The organism is Burkholderia sp. Ap-955 (assembly GCF_011753045.1).
Taxonomy (GTDB): Bacteria; Pseudomonadota; Gammaproteobacteria; order Burkholderiales; family Burkholderiaceae; genus Burkholderia; species Burkholderia lata_D.
Map to the genome: position 1 here is coordinate 41,157 of NZ_VWWH01000006.1, position 22,929 is coordinate 64,085.

General features: G+C 66.6%; 24 protein-coding genes and 1 pseudogene. 10 read left to right on the plus strand and 15 right to left on the minus strand.

Annotated features, from left to right (window positions below; translation table 11 throughout):
* Positions 1–120 precede the first annotated feature (120 nt).
* A pseudogene (locus tag F3J15_RS38195) lies at positions 121–365 on the minus strand (hypothetical protein); the annotation flags it as partial.
* On the opposite strand from F3J15_RS38195, the gene F3J15_RS05475 reads away from it, so the two are divergent.
* Together F3J15_RS05475 and F3J15_RS05480 are read left to right on the plus strand one after the other, a co-directional pair.
* Positions 261–2,063, plus strand: a complete 1,803-nt coding sequence (locus F3J15_RS05475) for a PhoH family protein (protein WP_089445790.1) — start codon at positions 261–263, stop codon at positions 2,061–2,063. The pseudogene F3J15_RS38195 and the gene F3J15_RS05475 sit on opposite strands and share 105 nt — an antisense overlap.
* A gap of 237 nt (positions 2,064–2,300) precedes the next feature.
* Positions 2,301–3,383 carry a C40 family peptidase gene (locus F3J15_RS05480; protein ID WP_166888595.1) on the plus strand — a complete coding sequence of 361 codons (1,083 nt, stop codon included), beginning with the start codon at positions 2,301–2,303 and terminating at the stop codon, positions 3,381–3,383.
* 149 nt (positions 3,384–3,532) lie between these two features.
* On the opposite strand, the gene F3J15_RS05485 is transcribed toward F3J15_RS05480, so the two are convergent.
* From F3J15_RS05485 to F3J15_RS05530, 10 genes are all read right to left on the minus strand, one after another.
* Complete coding sequence (locus F3J15_RS05485; RefSeq protein WP_046543500.1) at positions 3,533–4,543, minus strand: inorganic phosphate transporter; 1,011 nt, start codon at positions 4,541–4,543, stop codon at positions 3,533–3,535.
* Between the two features lie 10 nt (positions 4,544–4,553).
* The gene (locus tag F3J15_RS05490) at positions 4,554–5,180 is read right to left on the minus strand and encodes a DUF47 domain-containing protein (protein WP_034188683.1); all 627 of its coding nucleotides are present in this window, start codon (positions 5,178–5,180) and stop codon (positions 4,554–4,556) included.
* Between the two features lie 138 nt (positions 5,181–5,318).
* Positions 5,319–6,701, minus strand: coding sequence for a replicative DNA helicase (locus F3J15_RS05495; protein WP_006486249.1), 1,383 nt, complete (start codon positions 6,699–6,701; stop codon positions 5,319–5,321).
* A gap of 139 nt (positions 6,702–6,840) precedes the next feature.
* Positions 6,841–7,293: a 50S ribosomal protein L9 gene (gene rplI / locus F3J15_RS05500; protein ID WP_021156519.1), complete on the minus strand. Its 453-nt coding sequence runs from the start codon at positions 7,291–7,293 to the stop codon at positions 6,841–6,843.
* Positions 7,294–7,320: 27 nt separating this feature from the next.
* Entirely contained in the window at positions 7,321–7,596 is a 276-nt protein-coding gene (rpsR, locus tag F3J15_RS05505) for a 30S ribosomal protein S18 (protein WP_006486248.1), read from the minus strand.
* A gap of 4 nt (positions 7,597–7,600) precedes the next feature.
* Positions 7,601–7,900, minus strand: a complete 300-nt coding sequence (gene priB / locus F3J15_RS05510) for a primosomal replication protein N (protein ID WP_014896852.1) — start codon at positions 7,898–7,900, stop codon at positions 7,601–7,603.
* Between the two features lie 40 nt (positions 7,901–7,940).
* Positions 7,941–8,315 (minus strand): 30S ribosomal protein S6, encoded by a 375-nt coding sequence (rpsF, locus tag F3J15_RS05515; RefSeq protein WP_006402295.1) that lies wholly within the window; start codon positions 8,313–8,315, stop codon positions 7,941–7,943.
* Positions 8,316–8,556: 241 nt separating this feature from the next.
* Positions 8,557–9,453, minus strand: a complete 897-nt coding sequence (locus F3J15_RS05520; protein ID WP_166888597.1) for a zf-HC2 domain-containing protein — start codon at positions 9,451–9,453, stop codon at positions 8,557–8,559.
* On the minus strand, positions 9,443–10,084 hold the full coding sequence (locus F3J15_RS05525) for an RNA polymerase sigma factor (RefSeq protein WP_069248144.1): 642 nt from the start codon (positions 10,082–10,084) through the stop codon (positions 9,443–9,445). Before F3J15_RS05525 ends, F3J15_RS05520 begins: the two co-directional genes overlap by 11 nt.
* A gap of 177 nt (positions 10,085–10,261) precedes the next feature.
* Positions 10,262–11,173, minus strand: coding sequence for a LysR family transcriptional regulator (locus F3J15_RS05530; protein WP_089425595.1), 912 nt, complete (start codon positions 11,171–11,173; stop codon positions 10,262–10,264).
* A 171-nt stretch (positions 11,174–11,344) separates the two neighbouring features.
* Here F3J15_RS05530 and gcl point away from each other — a divergent pair, with 171 nt between their 5' ends.
* From gcl to lysM, 5 genes are all read left to right on the plus strand, one after another.
* Positions 11,345–13,120: a glyoxylate carboligase gene (gene gcl / locus F3J15_RS05535; RefSeq protein ID WP_089445794.1), complete on the plus strand. Its 1,776-nt coding sequence runs from the start codon at positions 11,345–11,347 to the stop codon at positions 13,118–13,120.
* Positions 13,121–13,163: 43 nt separating this feature from the next.
* The gene (hyi, locus tag F3J15_RS05540) at positions 13,164–13,973 is read left to right on the plus strand and encodes a hydroxypyruvate isomerase (protein ID WP_166888600.1); all 810 of its coding nucleotides are present in this window, start codon (positions 13,164–13,166) and stop codon (positions 13,971–13,973) included.
* A gap of 35 nt (positions 13,974–14,008) precedes the next feature.
* Positions 14,009–14,908, plus strand: a complete 900-nt coding sequence (locus F3J15_RS05545; protein ID WP_256990339.1) for a 2-hydroxy-3-oxopropionate reductase — start codon at positions 14,009–14,011, stop codon at positions 14,906–14,908.
* A gap of 321 nt (positions 14,909–15,229) precedes the next feature.
* Entirely contained in the window at positions 15,230–15,355 is a 126-nt protein-coding gene (locus F3J15_RS38080; RefSeq protein WP_256093589.1) for a hypothetical protein, read from the plus strand.
* Between the two features lie 11 nt (positions 15,356–15,366).
* On the plus strand, positions 15,367–15,837 hold the full coding sequence (gene lysM, locus F3J15_RS05550; RefSeq protein ID WP_039367010.1) for a peptidoglycan-binding protein LysM: 471 nt from the start codon (positions 15,367–15,369) through the stop codon (positions 15,835–15,837).
* A gap of 100 nt (positions 15,838–15,937) precedes the next feature.
* On the opposite strand, the gene F3J15_RS05555 is transcribed toward lysM, so the two are convergent.
* The gene (locus F3J15_RS05555; protein WP_089484099.1) at positions 15,938–16,960 is read right to left on the minus strand and encodes an asparaginase; all 1,023 of its coding nucleotides are present in this window, start codon (positions 16,958–16,960) and stop codon (positions 15,938–15,940) included.
* Between the two features lie 261 nt (positions 16,961–17,221).
* Between F3J15_RS05555 and F3J15_RS05560 the strand changes: the two genes are divergently transcribed.
* From F3J15_RS05560 to F3J15_RS05570, 3 genes are all read left to right on the plus strand, one after another.
* Entirely contained in the window at positions 17,222–17,512 is a 291-nt protein-coding gene (locus F3J15_RS05560) for a PsiF family protein (RefSeq protein WP_043188161.1), read from the plus strand.
* A gap of 281 nt (positions 17,513–17,793) precedes the next feature.
* Positions 17,794–18,243 carry a hypothetical protein gene (locus F3J15_RS05565; RefSeq protein ID WP_069248149.1) on the plus strand — a complete coding sequence of 150 codons (450 nt, stop codon included), beginning with the start codon at positions 17,794–17,796 and terminating at the stop codon, positions 18,241–18,243.
* A gap of 230 nt (positions 18,244–18,473) precedes the next feature.
* Positions 18,474–19,061: a YSC84-related protein gene (locus F3J15_RS05570; protein ID WP_069248150.1), complete on the plus strand. Its 588-nt coding sequence runs from the start codon at positions 18,474–18,476 to the stop codon at positions 19,059–19,061.
* A 106-nt stretch (positions 19,062–19,167) separates the two neighbouring features.
* Here the strand turns inward: F3J15_RS05570 and F3J15_RS05575 are convergent, their stop codons facing one another.
* From F3J15_RS05575 to F3J15_RS05585, 3 genes are all read right to left on the minus strand, one after another.
* Positions 19,168–20,232, minus strand: coding sequence for a glycosyltransferase family 4 protein (locus F3J15_RS05575; RefSeq protein ID WP_089445797.1), 1,065 nt, complete (start codon positions 20,230–20,232; stop codon positions 19,168–19,170).
* Between the two features lie 234 nt (positions 20,233–20,466).
* Positions 20,467–21,642: an AAA family ATPase gene (locus tag F3J15_RS05580; protein WP_089445798.1), complete on the minus strand. Its 1,176-nt coding sequence runs from the start codon at positions 21,640–21,642 to the stop codon at positions 20,467–20,469.
* A gap of 30 nt (positions 21,643–21,672) precedes the next feature.
* Positions 21,673–22,845, minus strand: a complete 1,173-nt coding sequence (locus F3J15_RS05585) for a mechanosensitive ion channel domain-containing protein (protein ID WP_089445799.1) — start codon at positions 22,843–22,845, stop codon at positions 21,673–21,675.
* Positions 22,846–22,929: the final 84 nt, after the last annotated feature.

The window sequence follows — 22,929 nt, forward strand, 5'->3', positions numbered from 1 at the left end:
GATGCTTGCCGGCACCTGACGCGCATTACGACGGTATCAGCCAAGCCGCATGCTCCTGTCGACGGGGCAGCGGCTTTTTTTATGGATTGCGCGCCGGCCCTCGGTCCGGCCCTCACCCCGTCAAGGAGCTGATCGACACTTAGGCGAACCGGCTAGACGAACTTCCTGTGCGCCACCGCGCGCAAACTGCATGCGTCTACGTCACGCAGGATGCGATCAGCGGCGCACCCCATGCGACACGATTCCTCCCGAGGGACACCATGCCTTTGCCTACTCCCCCCAGCAAGCTCGGCAGCCTGCTGCCGCCCGACGAATACAAGGCGAAAGCGCGGCCCGCGAAAGCCGCGAAGAAATCCGCCGAAGGGGACGCATCCACAGCCGGTGACTTTGGTCCGGCGAGCGTGGCCCAACCGATGACCGAAGCCGCGAACACGGCCGCGCCTTTGCGCGCCGTCGCGTCTTCGGTGCAAGATGCCGCGAGCGCACCCGCACGCGGCCGCAAGACCAGACAGACGGCTGCCCTGCTGCAGCCGATGCCGGTGCCCGCCGAACCCGCGGCACCCGTCGTCGCACGCAACGACAAACCGGCTGCCGACAAACCGGCCGCCGCACCCGCGCGCGATACCGGCGCCGCGACGAAGTCGCGCAGCCGCAAGCCCGCCGAAGCCGAACTGCAGAAACTGTTCGTGCTCGACACCAACGTGCTGATGCACGACCCGAGCAGCCTCTTCCGCTTCGAGGAACACGACGTCTATCTGCCGATGATGACGCTCGAGGAACTCGACAACCACAAGAAGGGGATGTCCGAAGTCGCGCGCAACGCACGCCAGGTCAGCCGCACGCTCGACGCGCTCGTCGCCGATGCCGGCCCGATCACGGCCGGCATCCCGCTGTCGCGCCTCGGTAGCCGCGAGGCGCTCGGCCGCCTGTACTTCCAGACGAAGCTTGCGGACATCGCGCCCGTCGAAGGCTTGCCCGAAGGCAAGGCCGACAACCAGATCCTCGGCGTCGTGCGCGCGCTGCAGCGCGACCGGCCCGATCGCCAGGTCGTGCTGGTGTCGAAAGACATCAACATGCGGATCAAGGCGCACGCGCTCAGCCTGCCCGCGGAAGACTACTTCAACGACCAGGTGCTCGAGGATAAAGACCTCCTGTACAACGGCGTGCGCGAACTGCCGCAGGACTTCTGGACCAAGCATGCGAAGGGCATGGAGAGCTGGCAGGACACGAAGACGGGCACCACGTACTACCGCGTGACCGGCCCGCTCGTCGCGTCGATGCTCGTCAACGAGTTCGTCTATCTCGAGCCGCAGAACGGCGAGCCGACGTTCCATGCGATCGTCCGCGAACTGAACGGCAAGACGGCGCTGCTGCAGACGCTGCGCGACTACAGCCACCACAAGAACAACGTGTGGGGCATCACCGCGCGCAACCGCGAGCAGAATTTCGCGCTGAACCTGCTGATGAACCCCGAGATCGACTTCGTCACGCTGCTCGGCCAGGCCGGCACCGGCAAGACGCTCGTCGCGCTCGCGGCCGGCCTCGCGCAGGTGCTCGACGACAAGCGCTACAACGAGATCATCGTGACGCGCGCGACCGTGCCCGTCGGCGAGGACATCGGTTTCCTGCCGGGCACCGAGGAAGAGAAGATGCAGCCGTGGATGGGCGCATTCGACGACAACCTCGAAGTGCTGCAGAAGACCGACGACGCTGCCGGCGAATGGGGCCGTGCCGCGACGCAGGAACTGATCCGTTCGCGCCTGAAGGTGAAGAGCATGAACTTCATGCGCGGCCGTACGTTCGTCGACAAGTACCTGATCATCGACGAGGCGCAGAACCTGACGCCGAAGCAGATGAAGACGCTCGTCACGCGCGCAGGCCCGGGCACGAAGATCGTGTGCCTCGGCAACATCGCGCAGATCGACACGCCTTACCTGACCGAAGGCAGCTCGGGCCTCACGTACGTCGTCGACCGCTTCAAGGGCTGGGGCCACAGCGGCCACGTGACGCTCGCGCGCGGCGAACGCTCGCGGCTCGCCGACTACGCGTCGGACATCCTGTAACGCGGCCAGCCGGCCGATTGGCCGGCGGTCGACGCCTCGCGGCGCTCCGGAAACGGAGCGCCGTTTTTATTTGGGGTCGAAAACGCAAGTAACGCATCGTCACGCAACAACGCAGTTTACGCGCGAAACTTCAAGTAAATTCTCAGGAATGGTTGCTTAAGCCCCGCCGGAGCGTCTACCATCGGGTCTGTCTGTTGTCATACGATTCGCGAGCGCGCCGCGCTCGCCCGCCTCGCCATGCTTCGAATTTGGGTCCCCGTCGCCGTCGTTTCCCTGCTTGCGGCCTGCTCCAGCGTGCCGCCGCAGTCGGCATCACGCTCCGATTCGGGCATGAGGATCACGACGCCGCGCGCGTTCCCCGCCCCCGCCAATTTCCCGAAATTCGTCGATCACAGCGTCGGCCAGGAAGAAATCTCGATCCAGGCGATGAGCCTCGTCGGCGTCCCGTATCGCTGGGGCGGCAACACGCCGACGAGCGGCTTCGACTGCAGCGGGCTCGTGCGCTACGTGATCGGCCGGGCGGCCGACGTGAGCCTGCCGCGCACGACCGCCGACATGAGCAGCCGCGGCGTATCGATCGACCCCGACCAGATCGCGCCGGGCGACCTGATCTTCTTCAATACGACCGGACGGCCGCATTCGCACGTCGGCATCTACGTCGGCAAGCTGCGCTTCGTCAACGCACCGTCGACGGGCGGCACCGTGCGGCTCGACTACCTGACGAACCCGTACTGGGCCAAGCGTTTCGACGGCATTCGCCGCGTCGCGCCGCCGCGCGGGGCGCCAACGCCGTTCGATGCGCCGACCTACGAGGCGAAGCGCGACGAGCCGCGCAGCGCACCGGCCCCGGTGGTCGTGACTGCCGCTGCGCCGCGGCCGCCTGCCTATGCCTCGTCGCAAGCGAAACCGGCGCAGGCGCCTGCGCCCGCGCCGGTCATCGCTGCCGCGCCGGTCGTAACGACCGCCGCAGCCGCACCCGCGGCCCCGGCCGCCGATCCGTACGAACCGCCGCCCCCGCGTATGCAGGCCGCGCAGCAACAGGCAACGTCAGTGAATGACGGCATGACCGCGATGACGGCCAATGCAGCGCCTGCCGCCCCGGTTGAGTCCGGCACGCAGATTCCGACGACGGCGCTCACGGCCGCCCAGGCCGCCGCGTTCGATGCCGAACCGCCGCCTGCCGCCGCGCCGGCGTCTCCGCGCAGTCTCGAGCCCGCACCTGTGCAGGTATTGCGCGCGTCGACGCAATCCGCGCCCGTCAGCCCGCGCACCAGTACGGCAGACGATCCGATCGCGCGGTTTGCGAACGGAAGCTACTGACCGGTTGCCCGAACCTCGACAGTCGATAACGTTGGCGGTATCTGCCGCCGCCCCGCCCGTTCCGTCGCAAACTCCCCCGCTCCAAAAGAAAATGCGCCGCAGCCTTTCGGCTTGCGGCGCATCGGATGTCGATCCGGCTACGTCGGCAATCAGAAGATCTGGTGACCAAGCCACCATCCGCCGGCCGCGAACAGCGCGGCCGCGGGCAGCGTCAGCACCCAGGCCCACACGATGTTGCCGGCCACCCCCCAGCGCACGGCCGACAGCTTCTGCGTCGCGCCGACACCGACGATCGCGCCGGTGATGGTGTGCGTGGTCGACACCGGAATGCCGAGGAAGGATGCGAGGAACAGCGTCATCGCGCCACCGGTTTCCGCACAGAAGCCACCGACCGGTTTGAGCTTCGTGATCTTCTGGCCCATCGTGCGCACGATGCGCCAGCCGCCGAACAGCGTGCCGAGGCCCATCGACAGGTAGCACGCGCCGATCACCCACGCCGGCGGCGCATCGGCGGTCGCCGACGCATAGCCCGACGCGATCAGCAGCATCCAGATGATACCGATCGTCTTCTGCGCGTCGTTGCCGCCGTGGCCGAGGCTGTACAGCCCGGCCGACAGCAGCTGCAGCCGGCGGAACCGCCGGTCCACCTTGCTGGGCGCGGTGCGGAAATACAGCCACGACACGCCGAGCATGAACAGCGAGCCGAGGATGAAGCCGAGCAGCGGCGAGATGAAGATGAACGCGATGGTCTTCAGCAGCCCGTCGATGTTCAGCGAGCTCCAGCCCGACTTCGCGAGCGCCGCGCCGACGAGGCCGCCGATCAGCGCGTGCGACGAGCTCGACGGAATCCCGTAGTACCACGTGATCACGTTCCAGCCGATCGCGCCGACCAGCGCGCCGAATATGACGTAATGGTCGACGATCTCGGGGTCGATCGTGCCTTTACCGACGGTCTGCGCGACTTTCAGGTGGAAGATGAAGTACGCGATCACGTTGAACGCGGCGGCGAACACGACGGCCTGCTGGGGCTTCAGCACCCCGGTCGACACGACGGTGGCGATCGAGTTCGCCGCGTCGTGAAAGCCGTTCATGAAGTCGAATACGAGCGCGACGAGCACGAGCGCCGCGACCATCCATAGGGCGAGTTGTATCGAATGCATCGTGGTCCGCTCAGGCGTTTTCCAGCACGATGCCTTCGATGATGTTCGCGACGTCCTCGCACTTGTCGGTGATCTCTTCGAGCAGCTCGTAGATCGCCTTCAGCTTGATGAGCGTCTTCACGTCGTCTTCCTCGCGGAACAGCTTCGACATGGCCGCGCGCAGCACGCGATCGGCCTCCGACTCCCAGCGGTCGATCTCCTCGCACTGCTTGAGGATCTGCGCCGACTGCTTCATGTCGGACAGCAGCCCGACCGCCTGCTGCACGTGCTGGGCCGACTGCGTGACGATGTGCGCGAGCTGGCTCGCTTCGGACGTGACGGAACGTACGTCGTACAGCGACACGGCGGTCGCGACGTCTTCCATCAGGTCGAGGATGTCGTCCATCGTCGTGATCAGCTTGTGGATCTCGTCGCGATCGAGCGGCGTGATGAAAGTCTTGTGCAGCAGATCGATCGCCTCGTGCGTGAGCTTGTCGGCGGCCTTCTCGGCGGTTTGCACGTTTTGCTTGTGAATCTCGGCGTCGGCGAGATTGTCGATCAGCAGTTCGAGCTCGCGGCCACCGGAAACGATGTGCTTCGCGTGCGCGTTGAAGAGTTCAAAGAACTTGCCCTCGGTGGGCATGAATCGACCGAACATGGGATTCCTGAGAGATTGTCAAACTACTGTCACGAAAACGGGCGACATTGTACCGTTTTCGGTCGCGCCGCGACGCGCGCACATGCGCGCGCCGGGATTGGATACAACGTTTGGCGATTTAGGGCTTTACAACCGGCGTTACTCGCCGTAGAACGTCTGCGCCCCTGCAAAGTTGTCGAACTTCGTGTATTGCCCCAGGAACGTGAGCCGAACGGGGCCGATCGGACCGTTACGCTGCTTGCCGATGATGATTTCGGCCGTGCCCTTGTCGGGGCTGTCCGGGTTGTAGACTTCGTCACGGTAGATGAACAGGATCACGTCCGCGTCCTGTTCGATTGCGCCTGATTCGCGCAAATCCGACATCACCGGACGCTTGTTCGGGCGCTGTTCGAGGCCGCGGTTCAGCTGCGACAGCGCGATCACCGGCACGTCGAGTTCCTTCGCGAGGCTCTTCAGCGATCGCGAGATTTCCGAGATTTCGGTCGCGCGGTTCTCGCCCTGCGACGAACCCGACATCAGCTGCAGGTAGTCGACGATGATCAGGCCGAGCTTGCCGCATTGCCGCGCCAGACGCCGCGCGCGCGAGCGTAACTCCATCGGGTTCAGGCCGCCCGTTTCGTCGATGAAGAGTTGCGCCTCGCTCATCTTCTGCACCGCGTGCGTCAGTTTCGGCCAATCCTCGTCCGTCAGGCGGCCCGTGCGCATCCGGTGCTGGTCGAGCCGGCCGATCGAGCCGAGCATCCGCATCACGAGCTGGGTGCCCGGCATTTCCATCGAGAACACCGCGACCGGCAGTCCGTACTCGACCGCGACGTATTCGCCGATGTTCATCGAGAACGCGGTCTTACCCATCGACGGACGCCCTGCGACGATGATCAGTTCGCCGCCGTGCATCCCGGACGTCATCCGGTCGAGGTCGACGAAGCCCGTCGGCGTGCCCGTGACGTCGCTCGGGTTCGCCGTGTGGTACAGCGTATCGATGCGCTCGACGACCTGCGTGAGCAGCGGACCGATCTCGAGGAAGCCCTGGTTGCCGCGCGCGCCCTCTTCGGCGATCGAGAACACCTTCGATTCGGCCTCGTCGAGCAGCTGGCGGACTTCCTTGCCCTGCGGGTTGAACGCATCGGCCGAGATTTCGTCGGCGACCGACACGAGCCGGCGCAGCACCGCGCGGTCGCGCACGATTTCCGCATAGCGGCGGATGTTCGCCGCGCTCGGCGTGTTCTGTGCGAGCGCGTTCAGGTAGGCAAGCCCGCCGACGTCGTCGGCCTTGCCGGACGTGGTCAGCGCTTCGTACACGGTCACGACGTCGGCCGGGCGCGTCGACGCGATCAGGCGGCCGATGTGCTCGTAGATGATCCGGTGGTCGTAGCGGTAGAAATCGCCCTGCGACAGGAAGTCGGCAATCCGGTCCCAGGCCGCGTTGTCGAGCAACAGGCCGCCGAGCACGGATTGTTCGGCTTCGACCGAGTGCGGCGGGACTTTCAGCGATTCAATTTGAGGATCTTGCGGCGCGTTCATGGGTTGGGATTATCGCGAATAACCTACGACGACGCCAGAGAGAGCCCCGGCGATGCGGCAATAAAAAAGGCAGGCCCCGGTTGCCCGGGCGCCTGCCCTTGTCCGGACGGCGGAAGCCGCCCGGCAAGCTTGCGTACGCTTACGCGTGGTCGCCGATCACGTTGATCGTGACGTCGACGACGACGTCCGTATGCAGCGCGACCTGGACGTTGTGCTCGCCGATCATCTTCAGCGGGCCTTCCGGCATGCGAACTTGCAGCTTCTCGACTTCGAAACCTGCCTTCTTCAGCAGTTCCGCGACGTCGCCGTTCGTGACCGAGCCGAACAGACGGCCGTCAACGCCCGACTTCTGCGTGATTTCGAACGACTGGCCGTTCAGCTTCTCGCCGACTGCCTGCGATGCTGCCAGCTTTTCAGCGGCGATCTTTTCGAGTTCAGCGCGGCGAACTTCGAATTCGGCGATCGCTTCCTTCGTTGCACGGCGAGCCTTGCGGTTCGGGATCAGGAAGTTGCGAGCGTAACCGTCCTTGACCTTGACGATGTCGCCGAGGTTACCCAGATTGGCGACTTTTTCCAACAGAATGATTTGCATTCGAATTCTCCTTATTGCGTCGCCTGATTACGCCTTGTGCTGATCGGTGTACGGCAGCAGCGCGAGGAAACGCGCACGCTTGATGGCCGTATCCAGCTGACGCTGATAGTGCGCCTTCGTACCCGTCAGACGAGCCGGCGTGATCTTGCCGTTTTCGCCGATGAAGTCCTTCAGCGTTTCCGTGTCCTTGTAGTCGATCTGCTCGACGCCTGCAGCCGTGAAACGGCAGAACTTCTTGCGCTTGAAGAGCGGGTTTTGTTGCTGACGACGCTTGTCGAATTTCTTACCAGTCGGGCGGGGCATGATTTCAGTCCTTTCCAATGTCCTGCAATGCTGTGATGTGAAACACCAAGGTTCTCGCGTTGCGGCTTTTCTTTGCCAGGAAGCCCGTGAACAGCGTTTCGACGCCCATTTCACGACTCTCCAGCCTGCCGCTCGCCTCACCGGCCGCCACCGCCTCGATCGTCATTTCGACCTGACGGGGAATGCCTGCTTCGACGACTTCCGTGCGGTGATGCAATGTGGCGCTTGCGATCGGAACACCTGCCGGCGTATATCGCACCGGCGCGCGTTCGACGACGCTTGCCTTCAATTGCAACCTGTTCACGTGAGTGACGCGCTCCTTGATGGCTTAATGAATGACGAACTTAAGCCTGCGCTTCGGTCGGCTGAGCTGCAGCCGCCTTCTTGGCTTCTTCGCGCTGAACTTCCTTCATCATCGGCGACGGGCCGGTTTCGGCCTTCTTCATCTTGACGATGAGGTGACGCAGCACGGCGTCGTTGAACTTGAACGCGTGTTCGAGTTCGTCGAGCGTCGTCTGGTCGCACTCGATGTTCATGCAGACGTAGTGAGCCTTCGCGAGTTTCTCGATCATGTAGGCCAGTTGGCGACGGCCCCAGTCCTCGACACGGTGGATCTGACCGCCGTGCGACGTGATCGTGGTCTTGTAACGCTCGATCATCGCGGGCACTTGCTCGCTCTGATCGGGGTGCACGATGAATACGATTTCGTAATGACGCATTACACACTCCTTGTGGATTAAAGCCACCCGGGCGTCTGAACCGGTGTGGCAAGTGAGAAGCCGAAGATTCTAACCCGGATACAGGGCGCATGCAAGACCAATCGACGATTCGCACGCGGATTCGGCCATGTTTTCAAAGACTTGAAGGGGCGAACCCGGGCAGGACGGCTGCGCTTCGGCGCATTTCCCGATCAGGGTCGGAACAGAAGCGCGCGGCGGGCCGCAGCCCGCCGCGGCGCCGTCACTCGGTGCGTGTGACGCCGAGTCGCGCATCGAGCGCGGTCCTGAACGCCGCGAGCGCCGACGGTTCGGCGTCGGTCACGGCCCACCAGGTCATTCCGGCCGCATCCCAGCGGTCGAGCGCGTAGCCTTGCGACACGGTCGTGTACGGCGCCCCCGGCCCTTCGCCGGCCGGCCGCACGTAGACGTCAATCACGTGCTGCCGGTAACGGTAGACGAGCACCGCGACGCGGCGCCGCCCGACGTAGTCGAGCCGGCCGCCGACCAGCGCGAAGCCGTTCGCCGCGAGATCCTCGACCGGCGGCGCATAGTCGATCCGGCCGTTGAACCACGGCTTGACCGTGTGCCGGTCGGTCGAGATCACGTCGATGTCGCGCGCCGACAGGTCGGCACGCACGTGGCTCGACACGAGTTCGTCGACCGTGCGGTCGGTGTCGGCGTGGCGGGCGGACAACGCCATCCCGCCCGCCGCGGCAAGCGCCACCAGCAGCGCGACACCCCAGCCGAGGCCGGGCAGCGCGGCAACGCGCGGCCCCATGCCGGCCGACGCCGGGCGTGCCGCCCCGCCTTGATCCGTCAGCCACGAAAACCAGCGGCGGCCACGCGGACGCGGCTGCGGCCTTGACCGCGGTTCGGGCCGCGGCTCCGCCCGCGCCTGCTCGCGCACGGGCGCATCGGCCACTGCCGGCAGGTTCGCGAGAATGCCGGCCCGCAACGCATCCGGCGCACGGTGATACTCGGCCTGGCGCACGGCCTGCACTAGCGTGACGATCCGCGCGCGTTCATGGCGGCACGCTTCGCACCCTTCGACATGCTGCTGGACCCGCAACGCATCGGGCGCCGACAGCTCGCGGTCGACGTCCGCGTCCAGCAACGCTCGCGCTTCGTTACAGTCCATCGATAGCCTCCGATGCGGTTCCGCCAGCCGGCGTACGGCCCGGCCTGCCTTCGGCCGCCGATGCCGGCGGGCCGCCCAGCAGCGCGGCGAGCTTGCGCCGGCCCCGTGCGAGCCGCGACATCACCGTGCCGACCGGCACGTCCGCGATCGCCGCAATCTCGCGGTAGCTCAAGTCCTCCATCTCGCGCAGCACGAGCACCTCGCGGTATTCGGGCGGCAGCTTCGCGAGCGCTTCGTTCACGAGCCGCACGTTCTCGCCGCGCAACAGGTGCGCGAGCGGATCGTCGGTCGCCGGTTGCCAGTCGTCGGGCACGTCGGTGTCGTCGAGCGTGTCGGGCAGCGCAACCTCATGCGCATGCGTGCGGCGCCGCCATTCCGTGTACCAGGTGTGGCGCACGATCGTCAGCAGCCACGGCCGGGCGTTGTCGCCGCGACACGAATCGACGAAGCGCAGTGCGCGCATGCACGCGTCCTGGACGACGTCGTCCGCGTCGCCGGCGTTGCCGCTCAGCCAGCGCGCGAGGTTGTACGCGGCGTCGAGATGCGGCAGCACGAGCGCGCGAAACCGCTCGCCGCGCGCAACCGCGTCGTCCGCCGACCGGTCTTCGACCGCCTGTCCGGCTTGCCCCACATGGCCTCCCTGGTCCCGGCGGCCCAAGCCGCGCCCGTTCCGAGCACGGCGCCCGGACAGACCGGCAACGTGCACGCTCGATGACCTTACCGTCGTTGCGTCGAGTTTATTCCCGCGCCGCGCGCCCGAAGCGTAAAAAATCGCCGGACGGCCCCGTGGCCGGGCCGTCCGCGCCGGTCATGGCGTGGTGCTCCAGTAGCCCGGGCTCGCGTAAGCGGCGCGCAGGTAGTCGATGAAGTAGCGCACGCGCGCCGGCACGTAGCGCTGCTGCGGGTAGACCGCGAGGATGTCGTAGTCGGGCAACGCATATTCGTCGAGCACGGTCTCAAGCTCGCCCGTCTCGAGCTGGGCGGCGATTTCCCACGTCGAGCGCCAGCCGAGCCCGAGACCTTCGGCCACCCAGCGGTGCAGCAGTTCGCCGTCGTTGCAGTCGAGATTACCCGCCACGCGCATCGTCGCGATCTTGCCGTGGCGCTGGAAATACCAGCCGCGGTTCTGCCCGCCCTGCAGGTTGAACGCCAGGCAGTTGTGCTTGAGCAGGTCGTCGAGCGACTTCGGCCGGCCGTGCTGGCGGAAATACTCGGGCGTGCCGCACACGACACGCCGGTTCGATGCGAGCTTCACCGCGACGAAGTTCGGATCGACGGCCCCGCCGATCCGGATCGACAGGTCGTAGCCTTCGCGCACGAGATCGACGACGCGGTCGGTCAGGTTGAACGACAGCTGCATCTCGGGCTTGTCCGCCAGAAAGCCGGGGGCGTGCGGCGCGACGTGCTTGCGCCCGAATGCGGCCGGCGCGGACACGATCAGGTGCCCGCTGACCGCGCGCCGCCCGGCGGCCAGCTCGTTCTCGGCCTGGTCCCATTCGGACAGGAGGCCGCGGCAGCGCTCGAGGAACGCGGCGCCCTCCTCGCTGACCACCAGGCGCCGCGTCGAGCGGTACATCAGCTTCACGCCGAGACGCTTTTCGAGCGCGTCGATGCGCCGCCCGAGCACCACCGGCGACACGCCCTCCTCGAGCGCCGCCGCCGCGAGGCTGCCGGCATCGGCCACCCGCACGAACGTCTCGATCTGCTTGAAGCGATCCATCTCCCGTCTCCGTCTCTGTTCCGGCCCGGCGGAAAGCCCCGCCCGGCCGTCATTCCATACTTTTAGTTTCGAAAAAAGCGACTTCGGCTGATCTTATCAAACCTTTCCTGCATCCCTAAAGTGTCCCCAACAGACCCATTTGCAAGATCCACCCCATTCAAGGAGACATTCATGGCCAAGATGAGAGCCGTCGACGCAGCTGTGCTCGTGCTCGAGAAGGAAGGCATCCAGACCGCGTTCGGCGTGCCGGGCGCAGCGATCAACCCGTTCTACTCGGCCATGCGCAAGTCGGGTGGCATCAGCCACGTGTTGGCACGCCACGTCGAAGGCGCGTCGCACATGGCCGAAGGCTTCACGCGTGCGGCCCCGGGCAACATCGGCGTGTGCATCGGCACGTCGGGCCCCGCCGGCACCGACATGATCACGGGCCTCTACTCCGCCTCGGCCGACTCGATTCCGATCCTCGCGATCACGGGCCAGGCACCGCGTGCCCGCCTGTACAAGGAAGACTTCCAGGCCGTCGACATCGAATCGATCGCGAAGCCCGTCACGAAGTGGGCCGTCACTGTGCGCGAGCCGGCGCTCGTGCCGCGCGTGTTCCAGCAGGCATTCCACCTGATGCGCTCGGGCCGTCCGGGCCCGGTGCTGGTCGACCTGCCGATCGACGTGCAGCTCGCCGAAATCGAATTCGACATCGACACGTATGAGCCGCTGCCGGTCTACAAGCCCGCGGCCACCCGCGCGCAGATCGAGAAGGCGCTCGCGATGCTCAACGACGCGGACAAGCCGCTGATCGTGTCGGGCGGCGGCGTGCTCAACGCAGCGGCAGAAGACCTGCTCGTCCAGTTCGCCGAAACGATCGGCGTGCCGGTGATCCCGACGCTGATGTCGTGGGGCGCGATTCCGGACGACCACCCGCTGATGGCCGGCATGGTCGGCCTGCAGACGTCGCACCGCTACGGCAACGCCACGATGCTCGCGTCCGACTTCGTGCTCGGCATCGGCAACCGCTGGGCGAACCGCCACACGGGCAGCGTCGAGGTCTATACGAAGGGCCGCAAGTTCGTGCACGTCGACATCGAGCCGACGCAGATCGGCCGCGTGTTCGGCCCGGATCTCGGCATCGTGTCGGACGCGAAGGCCGCGCTGGAACTGTTCGTCGCCGTTGCACGGGAATGGAAGGCCGCCGGCAAGCTGAAGGACCGCAGCGCATGGGTCTCGGAATGCCAGGCGCGCAAGCGCACGCTGCAGCGCAAGACGCACTTCGACAACGTGCCGGTCAAGCCGCAGCGCGTGTACGAAGAGATGAACAAGGTGTTCGGCCGCGATACGTGCTACGTCAGCACGATCGGCCTGTCGCAGATCGCCGCCGCGCAGTTCCTGCACGTGTTCAAGGCGCGCAACTGGATCAACTGCGGCCAGGCCGGCCCGCTCGGCTGGACGATTCCCGCCGCGCTCGGCGTGCGTGCAGCGGACCCGAGCCGCCCGATCGTCGCGCTGTCCGGCGACTACGACTTCCAGTTCATGATCGAGGAACTGGCAGCCGGCGCGCAATTCAAGCTGCCGTACGTGCACGTCGTCGTGAACAACTCGTACCTCGGGCTGATCCGCCAGGCGCAGCGTGCGTTCGACATGGACTACTGCGTGCAGCTCGCGTTCGACAACGTGAACGCGCCGGAACTGAACGGTTATGGCGTCGACCACGTGGCCGTCGCGGAAGGTCTCGGCTGCAAGGCGCTGCGCGTGTTCAAGCCGGAAGAGATCGAGCCGGCGCTGCGCCAGGCGCAAACGCTCGCGGAAGAGTTCAGCGTGCCGGTGGTCGTCGAAGTGATCCTCGAGCGCGTGACGAACATCTCGATGGGCACCGAAATCGACGCGATCAACGAATTCGAGGATCTCGCCGAAAAGGCCGAGCACGCACCGACCGCGATCTCGATGCTCGACTGAACCGCACGACATTTTTGACTGACCGACCGAAGAGGCTTAGCTCATGCCGAAGTTTGCTGCAAACCTGACCATGCTGTTCAACGAAGTGCCGTTCCTCGACCGCTTCAAGGCGGCCGCCGACGCGGGCTTCGACGCCGTCGAGTTCCTGTTCCCGTATCCGTACGCGAAAGAAGAGCTCGCCGAGCGGCTCGAGACGCACCGCCTGCGCCTCGTGCTGCACAACCTGCCCGCCGGCAACTGGGACCAGGGCGAGCGCGGCATCGCGTGCCTGCCCGATCGCGTCGGCGAGTTCCAGGAAGGGGTCGGCCGTGCGATCGAGTACGCGAAGGCGCTGAAGGTGCCGCAGCTGAACTGCCTCGTCGGCATCCCGTCGGCCAGCACGGCGCGCGACAAGACGTTCGTCACGATCGTCGACAACCTGCGCTTTGCCGCCGATGCGTTAAAGCGCGAAGGCATCCGCCTGCTCGTCGAGCCGTGCAACAGCTTCGACATCCCGGGCTTCGCGCTGAACCGCTCGTCGGAAGGGCTCGACGTGATCCGCGCGGTCGGCTCGGACAACCTGTTCCTGCAGTACGACATCTATCACATGCAGCGCATGGAAGGCGAACTGGCCGCGACGATCGAACGCAACCTCGCATCGATCGGCCACGTCCAGCTCGCGGACAACCCGGGCCGCAACGAGCCGGGCACGGGCGAGATCAACTACGCGTTCCTGTTCGCGCTGCTCGACCGGCTCGGCTATGCCGGCTACGTCGGCTGCGAGTACAAGCCCCGCACCACCACGACGGAAGGCCTCGGCTGGCTGCAAAGCGTCGCCGGCCGCGCACCGGGCTCGGCGCGTCGCGCCGCCTGAGATCCGCCCTTTCCGTTTTCAGCCCTATAGGAGACATTCACATGGCAACCATCGGTTTCATCGGCCTCGGCATCATGGGCGCGCACATGGCGCGCAACCTGCTCAAGGGCGACCACCAGCTCGTCGTGAACGGCGCGTTCCCGATCCCGGACGACCTGCGCACGAGCGCGAAGGTCGTCGCGAACTCGACCGAAGTCGCACGGAACGCGGACATCATCATCTCGATGGTGCCGGACACGCCGGACGTGCGTAACGTGCTGTTCGCCGACGACGGCGTCGCGAAGGGCCTGACGGCCGGCAAGCTCGTGATCGACATGAGCTCGATCTCGCCGCTCGACACGCAGGCATTCGCGAAGCAGATCAACGCACTCGGCTGCGACTACCTCGACGCGCCGGTGTCCGGCGGCGAAGTGGGCGCACGCGAAGCGACGCTGACGATCATGGTCGGCGGCCCGGAGGCAGCGTTCGAGCGCGCCAGGCCGCTGTTCGAGAAGATGGGCAAGAACATCACGCTCGTCGGCGACAACGGCGCGGGCCAGACCTGCAAGGTCGCGAACCAGATCATCGTCGCGCTGAACATCGAAGCCGTCGGCGAAGCGCTGCTGTTCGCCGCACGCTCGGGCGCCGATCCGGAGCGTGTGCGCCAGGCGCTGATGGGCGGCTTCGCCGCCTCGCGCATCCTCGAAGTGCACGGCGCGCGGATGACGAAGCGCACGTTCGATCCGGGCTTCCGCATCGAGCTGCACCAGAAGGACCTGAACCTCGCGCTCGACGGCGCACGCAAGCTCGGCCTCGCGCTGCCGCACACGGCCAGCGCGCAGCAACTGTTCAGCGTGTGTGCGTCGCACGGCGGCAAGGCCTGGGATCACTCGGCACTCGTGCGCGCGCTCGAGATCATGTCGAACTTCGAGATCGGCCAGACGCCGGCCGCGTAACACGGCTGCAACGATGCGCGTTTTCGCTGCGATGGCGGAGACGCGCGACAGACACACGTGACCGGCACGGCCGGTCGCATCGGTGCGCGACACGCGCGCGCATCACGGTGGGGCGCCCCGCCCTGCACTGCCGACGGCATGCGGGACGGGGCGAAAAACGCCGCTCTGGGCTGAGAGCGGCGTGGTGGGGTCCGCAGCGGCACCCGGCGACGCCGGGGAAGCCTTGGTCGGTCAGACGTCGTCGTCGGGTGTCCGCCTGTCGGATTTCGCGTATTACATTTCTTTACGTTCAAGCGTGCGATTTTTCATGCAATCGTCGTCATGAACGCCTACACTTTCGCCACGCCTTTCGAGAAAACCGCCGCGCTAGCGTTCACCTCCGGTGACCGCGCCCAGCGCGGTGTTTTTTTCGCCACTTCACGGCGCGTTTTCTTTTCAACCACCTAAGGAGTGCAACGATGGGTCTTCTTTCGTTTATCAAAGAGGCGGGCGAAAAACTGCTGGGTCATGCCGATGCGCAAGCCGCGGAAGATCCGAATGCCGCAAACCAGACCGCGGCCGATGCCATCAAGAACTACATCAACACGCAAGGTCTCGATACGTCGAACCTGACCGTTGCGTTCGACGGCGCATCGCGCACCGTGACGCTGTCGGGCAGCGTCGCCGACCTCGACACGAAGGCCAAGGTCAAGGTCGCGGCCGGTAACGTGCAAGGCGTCGCGGGTGTCAACGACGACGATCTGCAGCCGGACGATCCGGAAGTGCAGTACCACGACGTGAAGCCGGGCGACACGCTGTCGGCGATCGCCAAGGAAGTCTACGGCGACGCGAACAAGTACCCGGTGATCTTCGAGGCGAACAAGCCGATGCTGTCGAGCCCGGACCGGATCTACCCGGGCCAGAAGCTCGTGATTCCGCCGCAATCCTGAGCATCGTTGCCGGACTGACGGACGCTGAAAAGGCAGGCCGATGGCCTGCCTTTTTTCATGGTGACGCGCGCGGCCCGCGCCGCGCGTATCGGTCAGCCGGTCACAGCGTATCGAACACGCGCTGCAGCGCGTCGCGGCCGTGAATACCGTTCGCGAGCGCGAGCATCAGCAGCACGCGCGCCTTGAACGGGTTCAGCGACCCTGCGCTCACGAAGCCGAGTGCATCGTCGCTCGCGGCGCCGTTGCGCATCACGTGCCCCGACCCGACGCGCGACGCACGAACCACCACAACGCCTGCGTTCACCGCATCGGCCAGCGCCGCCTGCAGCGTCGCATGGATCGAGCCGTTGCCCGTGCCCGCGACGACGAGACCGCGCACGCCGGCCGCGACGAGCGCATCGACGGCCGTGCGCGTCACGCCCGCGTAGCTCGCAACGACTTCGACGGGCGGCCACGCGGCGGCGATCGCCAGTTGCGTGTCGCGCGAACGCGTGACGCGGCGGGCGAATTCGACCCGGCCGTCCTGCACCCAGCCGAGCGCGCCGAGCTCCGGCGACTGGAATGCATCGACCGCATAGGTGCTCGTCTTCACGACGTCGCGCGCGCCGTGGATCCGGTTGTTGAATGCGACCAGCACGCCCTGCCCGCGCGCGGACGGATGCGCGGCCACCGTCACCGCGTTCAGCAGGTTCAGCGGGCCGTCGGACGACAGCGCGGTCGCCGGCCGCATCGCGGCCGTCAGCACGACCGGCTTGTCGCCGTTGACGACCAGGTGCAGCGCATACGCGGTTTCCTCGAGCGTGTCGGTGCCGTGGGTGATCACGATGCCGTCGACCGCCGGATCGGCCACCAGCGCGTCGATCCGCGCGGCGAGCGTATTCCACAGCGGCAGCGCGAGATCCTTGCTGTCGATGCTGGCGATCTGCTCGGCGTCGATGCGCGCGACAGACGCGAGCGCCGGCACCGCGTCGACCAGGAAATTGACGCCGAGCGCACCGGCCTGGTAGCCGGCCGTGCTGGCCGCGTCGGGCGCGGCGCCGGCGATCGTGCCGCCGGTGGCGAGCACGGCGATGCGCGGCAAGGCCGCCGCGGACGAAGGGGATGCGGAATTCGGAGTATTCATGGCCGCGATTGTAAAGGCTTGCGGCCGGGATCCGGCGCGGCGACCGAGGGCGGCCGCCGCGCATCATGGTTTGTCCCGATCGTCCGGCAACACGTGCCGTCAACGGCCACGGTGTCCGCAACGTTATAGAAAGTGCCGTTTTGGTGTTTTCACATTGATTTGCCATAATCGGAGCGCGCTGTGCGATGCGACCCTATCCTCATTGCACGGTGCTTCGTGACGGCGTCGATAACACGCAATTCACCCCATGGGAGTGTCGAAATGAAAATCCAATCGCTCGTAGCCGCAGTGCTTCTCGGCGGCATGCTGGCTTCCCCCGCGTTCGCGGCGAACAGCCAGCAGGACAAGATGAAGGCCTGTAACACCCAGGCAGCCGGCAAGACGGGCGACGAACGCAAGGCGTTCATGAAGGACTGCCTGTCGGCGAAGCCCGCGAAGGCCATGTCGCAGCAGGAAAAGATGAAGGCATGCAACACGCAGGCCACCGGCAAGAAAGGCGACGACCGCAAGGCGTTCATGAAGAGCTGCCTGAGCAGCCAGCCGGCCGCCTGAGTTCCGGCGCTCCCGTATCGAATGCCGCGCACCGCTTCGGCGGGCGCGGCATTTTTGTATTCGTTGCACGCGCATCGACGCGCCCCGCTGCCGCGCCGCTGCCGCGCTGTTGCAACGCCTCCCGCCCCGCTTTTCCGGCCTGCCGGACCGGCGCTGCCATATGGTGCGGCAATTCGCCGCGTTTTCTTCTATGATGGCTGCAACGCGGCCCATCCAAGTACAAGAAGCGCCATCGGGCCGCCCTCGAGACGGACGCGCACGCGCGTCAAACGGAGGCATGGATGGCATGGAGACAACACCGCTGGTTCCGCCGCTGGCTGATCGTGATCGTATTCTGGGCCGTGCCCGTCGCGATCGTCGCCGTGCGCGAGATCCGCGAGGAAATGGCCTACAACAAAGCGGACCTGCAACTCGCGCTGACCACCTGGCAGCTCACCGATGCGCAGCAGGCCGCCGGCGCCGCCGCGAAGTGCCACGGGGATCCTGACGAGGCGCGCGCGGCCGGCTGCCCGGCCGACGTGCTCGCCGCCAATGCGCCGCGCCAGCAGGCGGCCCGCGACGAATACGTGGTGCGACGCAGCACGCTCGCCGGCTACCTGTGGCACGCGTTCGTCGGCTACTGGGTCGTGCCGGCCGCGTTCCTGTTCGCCTGCGGCGTCGTGATCGCGCTGATCCGCCGCGCGCTGCGCCGCCCCCCGATCAAGCCGCCTGTTCCGCCCGTCACGCACTGATGCGCGCGGCACGCGCCGCCGTCCGATCGACCATCGTATTTCCCGCATGCCGACCCGACGTCGGCGCGCGGGTGCCGGTTCGTCCGTTGGCGCGCCGCGACATCTCCAGCCGATTTGACGCTTTTTCACGCCGCAACGAAAAGAGGCTGTAATCCGCTGTGATATAACTGCCGACGTGATCCGCTCCCTGAGCGAGACTCACTCCGAACATCATCCGATGGAGAAGAACGATGCAAAAACGGAATCTTGTGCTCAAAGCCGCCGCTGCGCTCATCGTCGGTAGCCTCGCGCTCACCGGTTGCACCACCACCCCGGACAAGCCGGACAACGCCGCAACGAACGCGTCGAAGCGCCAGGCAATCGACTCGAGCGTCGACGCCACGCTGTCGCGCATGTACTCCACGGTCAAGGGCTCGCGCGAGCTCGTCGCGAAGTCGCGCGGCGTGCTCGTCTTCCCGGACGTCATCCAGGCCGGCTTCATCGTCGGCGGCCAGTCCGGCAACGGCGCACTGCGCGTCGGCGGCAGCACGGTCGGCTACTACAACACGTCGTCGCTGTCGGTCGGCCTGCAGGCCGGTGCGCAGTCGAAGGCGATCGTGTTCCTGTTCATGACGCAGGAAGCGCTCGACGAATTCCGCGGCTCGGACGGCTGGGCCGCCGGCGCCGGCGCGTCGGTCGCGCTCGTGAAGATGGGCGCGAACGGCGCGGTCGATTCCAACACGGCCACCGCGCCGGTCCAGGTCGTCGTGCTGACGAACGCGGGCCTGATGGGCGACGTGTCGATCAACGGCACGAAGGTCACGAAGCTGAAGATCTGACGCTCGCGCACCGCCCGTGCGCACCGCGCGCGGGCCATGCACACACGGCGATGTCCTGGCGGGCATCGCCGTTTTTTTTATCCGCGCGCGGCGTGCGCCTCGCGCGTCAGGTCGTCGAGTCGATCACCTTGAAGCGCGAGCGCTTCTGCGCACGGATCACCGACTGGTAGACGTCGACATACTGCTGCGCCATGCGGCGCGACGTGAAGCGTTCCTCGAAGCGCTGCCGCACGCGCGCACGCGGCAGCAGGTGCAACCGGTTCACGGCGGCCACCGCGCTGATTTCATCCTCGACGATGAAACCCGACACGCCCTCGTCCAGCACTTCGGGCACCGCGCCGCGATTGAACGCGATCACCGGCGTGCCGCACGACATCGCCTCGATCATCACCAGGCCGAACGGCTCCGGCCAGTCGATCGGAAACAGCAGCGCATGCGCGCCCGACAGGAACTCGGCCTTCTGGTGATCGGCGATCTCGCCGATGAATTCGACGTGCGGCAACGCGAAGAGAGGCTTGATCTCGCGCTCGAAGTATTCCTCGTCGGCCGCGTCGATCTTCGCGGCGATCTTGATCGGCAGCCCGCACTGGCGGGCGATGCGGATCGCCGTGTCGACGCGCTTCTCCGGCGAGATGCGGCCGAGGAACGCCAGATAGCGCGGCTCGACGGGCTGCGGCATGTACAGCGTATCGGGCAGCCCGTGGTAGACCGTCGTCAGCCATTTCGCCTGCGGCAAGGGCTGGCGCTGCGAGTTCGAGATCGAGATCACCGGCGCCGTGTTGAACGTGTCGAACACCGGCTGCTGCTCGGGCAGGTCGAGCCGGCCGTGCAGCGTCGTCACGTAGGGCGTTTCCTGCCGGTTGAAGACCGAGAACGAGTAGTAGTCCATGTGGAAATGGAGCACGTCGAAATCCTTCGCTCGGCGCGCGACCGTCTCCATCAGCAGCATGTGCGGCGCGACCCGGTCGCGGATCGACGAATCGAGCCGCAGCGCGCGCGGCCAGACCGCCTCGAGCTTCGCCCGCGTCGTCGAATCGCCACTGGCGAACAGCGTCACATCATGGCCGAGCTCGACGAGCGCCTCGGTGATGTAGGACACGACGCGCTCCGTGCCGCCGTACAGCTTCGGCGGTACCGATTCGGTCAGCGGCGCGATCTGGGCAATTCTCATGGTCCACGTCTCCTGTGTCCTGTCCGTTGCGGCACGGCCGGCGGACGTGTGCGCTTGCGCGCCCCGCTCGCCCCCATACGGCACCGGCCGGCACGGCGCCAGCCGGATATCTCATTATTATTCGCGATCCCGCTGCCCGGGACCGCCCGTCTTGCATTTTATGGGTGTTGTTACAGGCAGGATACATTCCGCCTGCCGGGCCAATCCGGCCCCCTACGCGACGATCACGGCCCGTCAGCGCGACGGCCACTTCCATGCCGGCAGGTCGCGCGTGTCGGCATCGACGAGCCCCGTCGCGCCGAGCTGCTTGTCGAGCACCAGCGATTCACAGCCGGCCTCGCGCTCGAGCGTCGCGATGAGCCGTGCCGCGTGCGACACGACGAGCACCTGCGAACGCTGCGCCGCCTGCGCGATCAGGCGGCCGAGCGCCGGTAGCAGATCGGGGTGCAGGCTCGTCTCCGGTTCGTTCAGCACCATCAGCGCCGGCGGCCGCGGTGTCAGCAGCGCGGCCGCGAGCAGCAGGTAGCGCAGCGTGCCGTCCGACAGCTCGGCCGCCGCGAGCGGCCGCAGCAGCCCCGGCTGGCGCATCAGCACGTCGAAGCGGCCACGGCCGCCCGGATTGTCGATCTCGACCGACGCGCCGGGAAACGCGTCGTCGAGCGCCGCATCCAGTGCCGCGCCGTCGCCGATCTCGCGGATCGTCTGCAGCGCGGCGGCCAGGTCGGCGCCGTCGTCCGCGAGCACCGGCGTGTGGGTGCCGATGTGCGACTGCCGCGCCGGCGCCTGCGCGTCGGTCCGGAAATGGTCGTAGAAGCGCCACGAGCGGATCCGTTCGCGCACCGCGATCATCTCGGGGGCGCCGGTCGGATCGGCGAACTCGGTCATCATGCTGTCGAAGCTGGCCACCGGCTGCGGAATCGTCTGCCAGTCGCCCGATGCGGTGCGCGCGCGGATCTGCGCGCCCTGCCGGTCGACCAGTAGCGTCGACGGGCGCAACATCGCGCCGCCCCAGATGCACTCGCGCTTCACCACCGGGTCGAGCGAGAACTGCGAGCGGCTCGGGATCGGCATGCCGAGATCGATCGCATAGCCGAAATCGTCGCAGGCGAAGCCGAGCTTCAGGCTCACCGGCCCCTTGCGCACCGTGCCGGTGACCGGTGCATCGCCGTCCAGCATCGCCCGCGAGAAACGCTCGGGGCCGGCCCACAGCGTCGACGGCAACCCGCCTTCGCGGGCGAGCGACGGGATCACGCGCCCCTGCGCGGTATCGGCGAGCAGCCGCAGTGCGCGGTACACGCTCGACTTGCCGCTGCCGTTCGGCCCCGTGACGACGTTGAGCGCCGCGAGCGGCACGATCAGCTCGCGCAGCGAGCGGTAATTGGCGATGGCGAGCGTGTTCAGCGCGGTCATGACGATGGAGGATGAGCATGCGGACCGCTGTCAGCGGCCTTCGGCGGTCTGCGGGTCGGCCGCGGTATTGGCCGCCGTGCTGGCGGCAGGCGAGCGCGCGTGCGGCCGTTCGGGATTCGGCGCGTTCGGCGCGGCATTGTGCGGATACAGCTCCATCCGGCTGCGCGGCAGGCATTGCGGATAGCGGTCCTGCAGATAGGCGATCAGCCCTTCGCGCACGCGGCAGCGCAGGTCCCAGCACGACGATGAATCGGCCGCACTGACGAGCGCACGCAACTGCATCGTGCGTTCCGTCGCGTCGGTCACCTGCAGCACCTGCACGCGGCCGTCCCACTCCGGTGCCGCGTGGACGAGCCGTGCGAGCTCCTCGCGCAGCGGCGCGAGCGGCGTGCGGTAATCGACCGACAGATAGACCGTGCCGATGATTTCCGAGCTGCTGCGCGTCCAGTTCGTGAACGGGTTCTCGATGATCCACTGCAGCGGCACGACGAGGCGCCGCTGGTCCCACAGCCGCACCGACACGAACGAACCGGTGATTTCCTCGATGCGCCCCCACTCGCCCTGGATCACGACCACGTCGTCGAGCCGGATCGGCTGCGTGAGTGCGATCTGCAGCCCGGCGATCAGGTTGCCGAGCACCGGCCGTGCGGCAATACCGGCGACCAGGCCCGCGACGCCGGCCGACGCCAGCAGGCTCGCACCGACCTGGCGCACGTTCGGGAACGTCATCAGCGCGGCGCCGGTGCCGATGATCACGATCAGCACCATCACGGTCCGCACGAGTACCTTGGCCTGCGTATGGACGCGCCGGGCCTGGAGGTTGTCGGCCGTATCGATCGGATGCGCCTGGATGATGGCGTCGCCGACGCCGGCCGCAAGCCGCACCAGCAGCCACGTCAGCGAAATGATGGAGCCGACCGCCGCCGCCGTGCGCATGCCGCGCACGAACGCCATGCCGTCGTCCGCCTGGACCCACAGGAATTCGAGCGCCAGCAGCGCGAGCACGACGAGCGAAGGCCTGTCGATGTAGCGCAGGATCGCGCTCATCAACGGATACGGCTGCGCGATGCGCTTGACGATGCGTGCGCCGAGACGGTGCACGACCGTGACGACCAGCAAGACGATGACGGACACGGCCAGCGTGCCGAGCCATGAATGCAGCGGCGCATCGGTGATGCGCTGAAGTTCCTCGATTGAAATCATCGGCGCCCGTGGGTTATGAGGCGCGCACGCCTCGTCCTGGATGCGTCGGCGACGCCCGGGCCGCGCGCGGGCCCGGACACGGCG

Coding starts and splice junctions, on each gene's coding strand:
- F3J15_RS05475 (WP_089445790.1), top strand. CDS start 261: ATGCCTTTGCCTACTCCCCCCAGCAAGCTCGGCAGCCTGCTGCCGCCC.
- F3J15_RS05480 (WP_166888595.1), top strand. CDS start 2,301: ATGCTTCGAATTTGGGTCCCCGTCGCCGTCGTTTCCCTGCTTGCGGCC.
- F3J15_RS05485 (WP_046543500.1), bottom strand. CDS start 4,543: ATGCATTCGATACAACTCGCCCTATGGATGGTCGCGGCGCTCGTGCTC.
- F3J15_RS05490 (WP_034188683.1), bottom strand. CDS start 5,180: ATGTTCGGTCGATTCATGCCCACCGAGGGCAAGTTCTTTGAACTCTTC.
- F3J15_RS05495 (WP_006486249.1), bottom strand. CDS start 6,701: ATGAACGCGCCGCAAGATCCTCAAATTGAATCGCTGAAAGTCCCGCCG.
- rplI (WP_021156519.1), bottom strand. CDS start 7,293: ATGCAAATCATTCTGTTGGAAAAAGTCGCCAATCTGGGTAACCTCGGC.
- rpsR (WP_006486248.1), bottom strand. CDS start 7,596: ATGCCCCGCCCGACTGGTAAGAAATTCGACAAGCGTCGTCAGCAACAA.
- rpsF (WP_006402295.1), bottom strand. CDS start 8,315: ATGCGTCATTACGAAATCGTATTCATCGTGCACCCCGATCAGAGCGAG.
- F3J15_RS05520 (WP_166888597.1), bottom strand. CDS start 9,453: ATGGACTGTAACGAAGCGCGAGCGTTGCTGGACGCGGACGTCGACCGC.
- F3J15_RS05530 (WP_089425595.1), bottom strand. CDS start 11,173: ATGGATCGCTTCAAGCAGATCGAGACGTTCGTGCGGGTGGCCGATGCC.
- gcl (WP_089445794.1), top strand. CDS start 11,345: ATGGCCAAGATGAGAGCCGTCGACGCAGCTGTGCTCGTGCTCGAGAAG.
- hyi (WP_166888600.1), top strand. CDS start 13,164: ATGCCGAAGTTTGCTGCAAACCTGACCATGCTGTTCAACGAAGTGCCG.
- F3J15_RS38080 (WP_256093589.1), top strand. CDS start 15,230: ATGAACGCCTACACTTTCGCCACGCCTTTCGAGAAAACCGCCGCGCTA.
- lysM (WP_039367010.1), top strand. CDS start 15,367: ATGGGTCTTCTTTCGTTTATCAAAGAGGCGGGCGAAAAACTGCTGGGT.
- F3J15_RS05555 (WP_089484099.1), bottom strand. CDS start 16,960: ATGAATACTCCGAATTCCGCATCCCCTTCGTCCGCGGCGGCCTTGCCG.
- F3J15_RS05560 (WP_043188161.1), top strand. CDS start 17,222: ATGAAAATCCAATCGCTCGTAGCCGCAGTGCTTCTCGGCGGCATGCTG.
- F3J15_RS05565 (WP_069248149.1), top strand. CDS start 17,794: ATGGCATGGAGACAACACCGCTGGTTCCGCCGCTGGCTGATCGTGATC.
- F3J15_RS05570 (WP_069248150.1), top strand. CDS start 18,474: ATGCAAAAACGGAATCTTGTGCTCAAAGCCGCCGCTGCGCTCATCGTC.
- F3J15_RS05575 (WP_089445797.1), bottom strand. CDS start 20,232: ATGAGAATTGCCCAGATCGCGCCGCTGACCGAATCGGTACCGCCGAAG.
- F3J15_RS05580 (WP_089445798.1), bottom strand. CDS start 21,642: ATGACCGCGCTGAACACGCTCGCCATCGCCAATTACCGCTCGCTGCGC.
- F3J15_RS05585 (WP_089445799.1), bottom strand. CDS start 22,845: ATGATTTCAATCGAGGAACTTCAGCGCATCACCGATGCGCCGCTGCAT.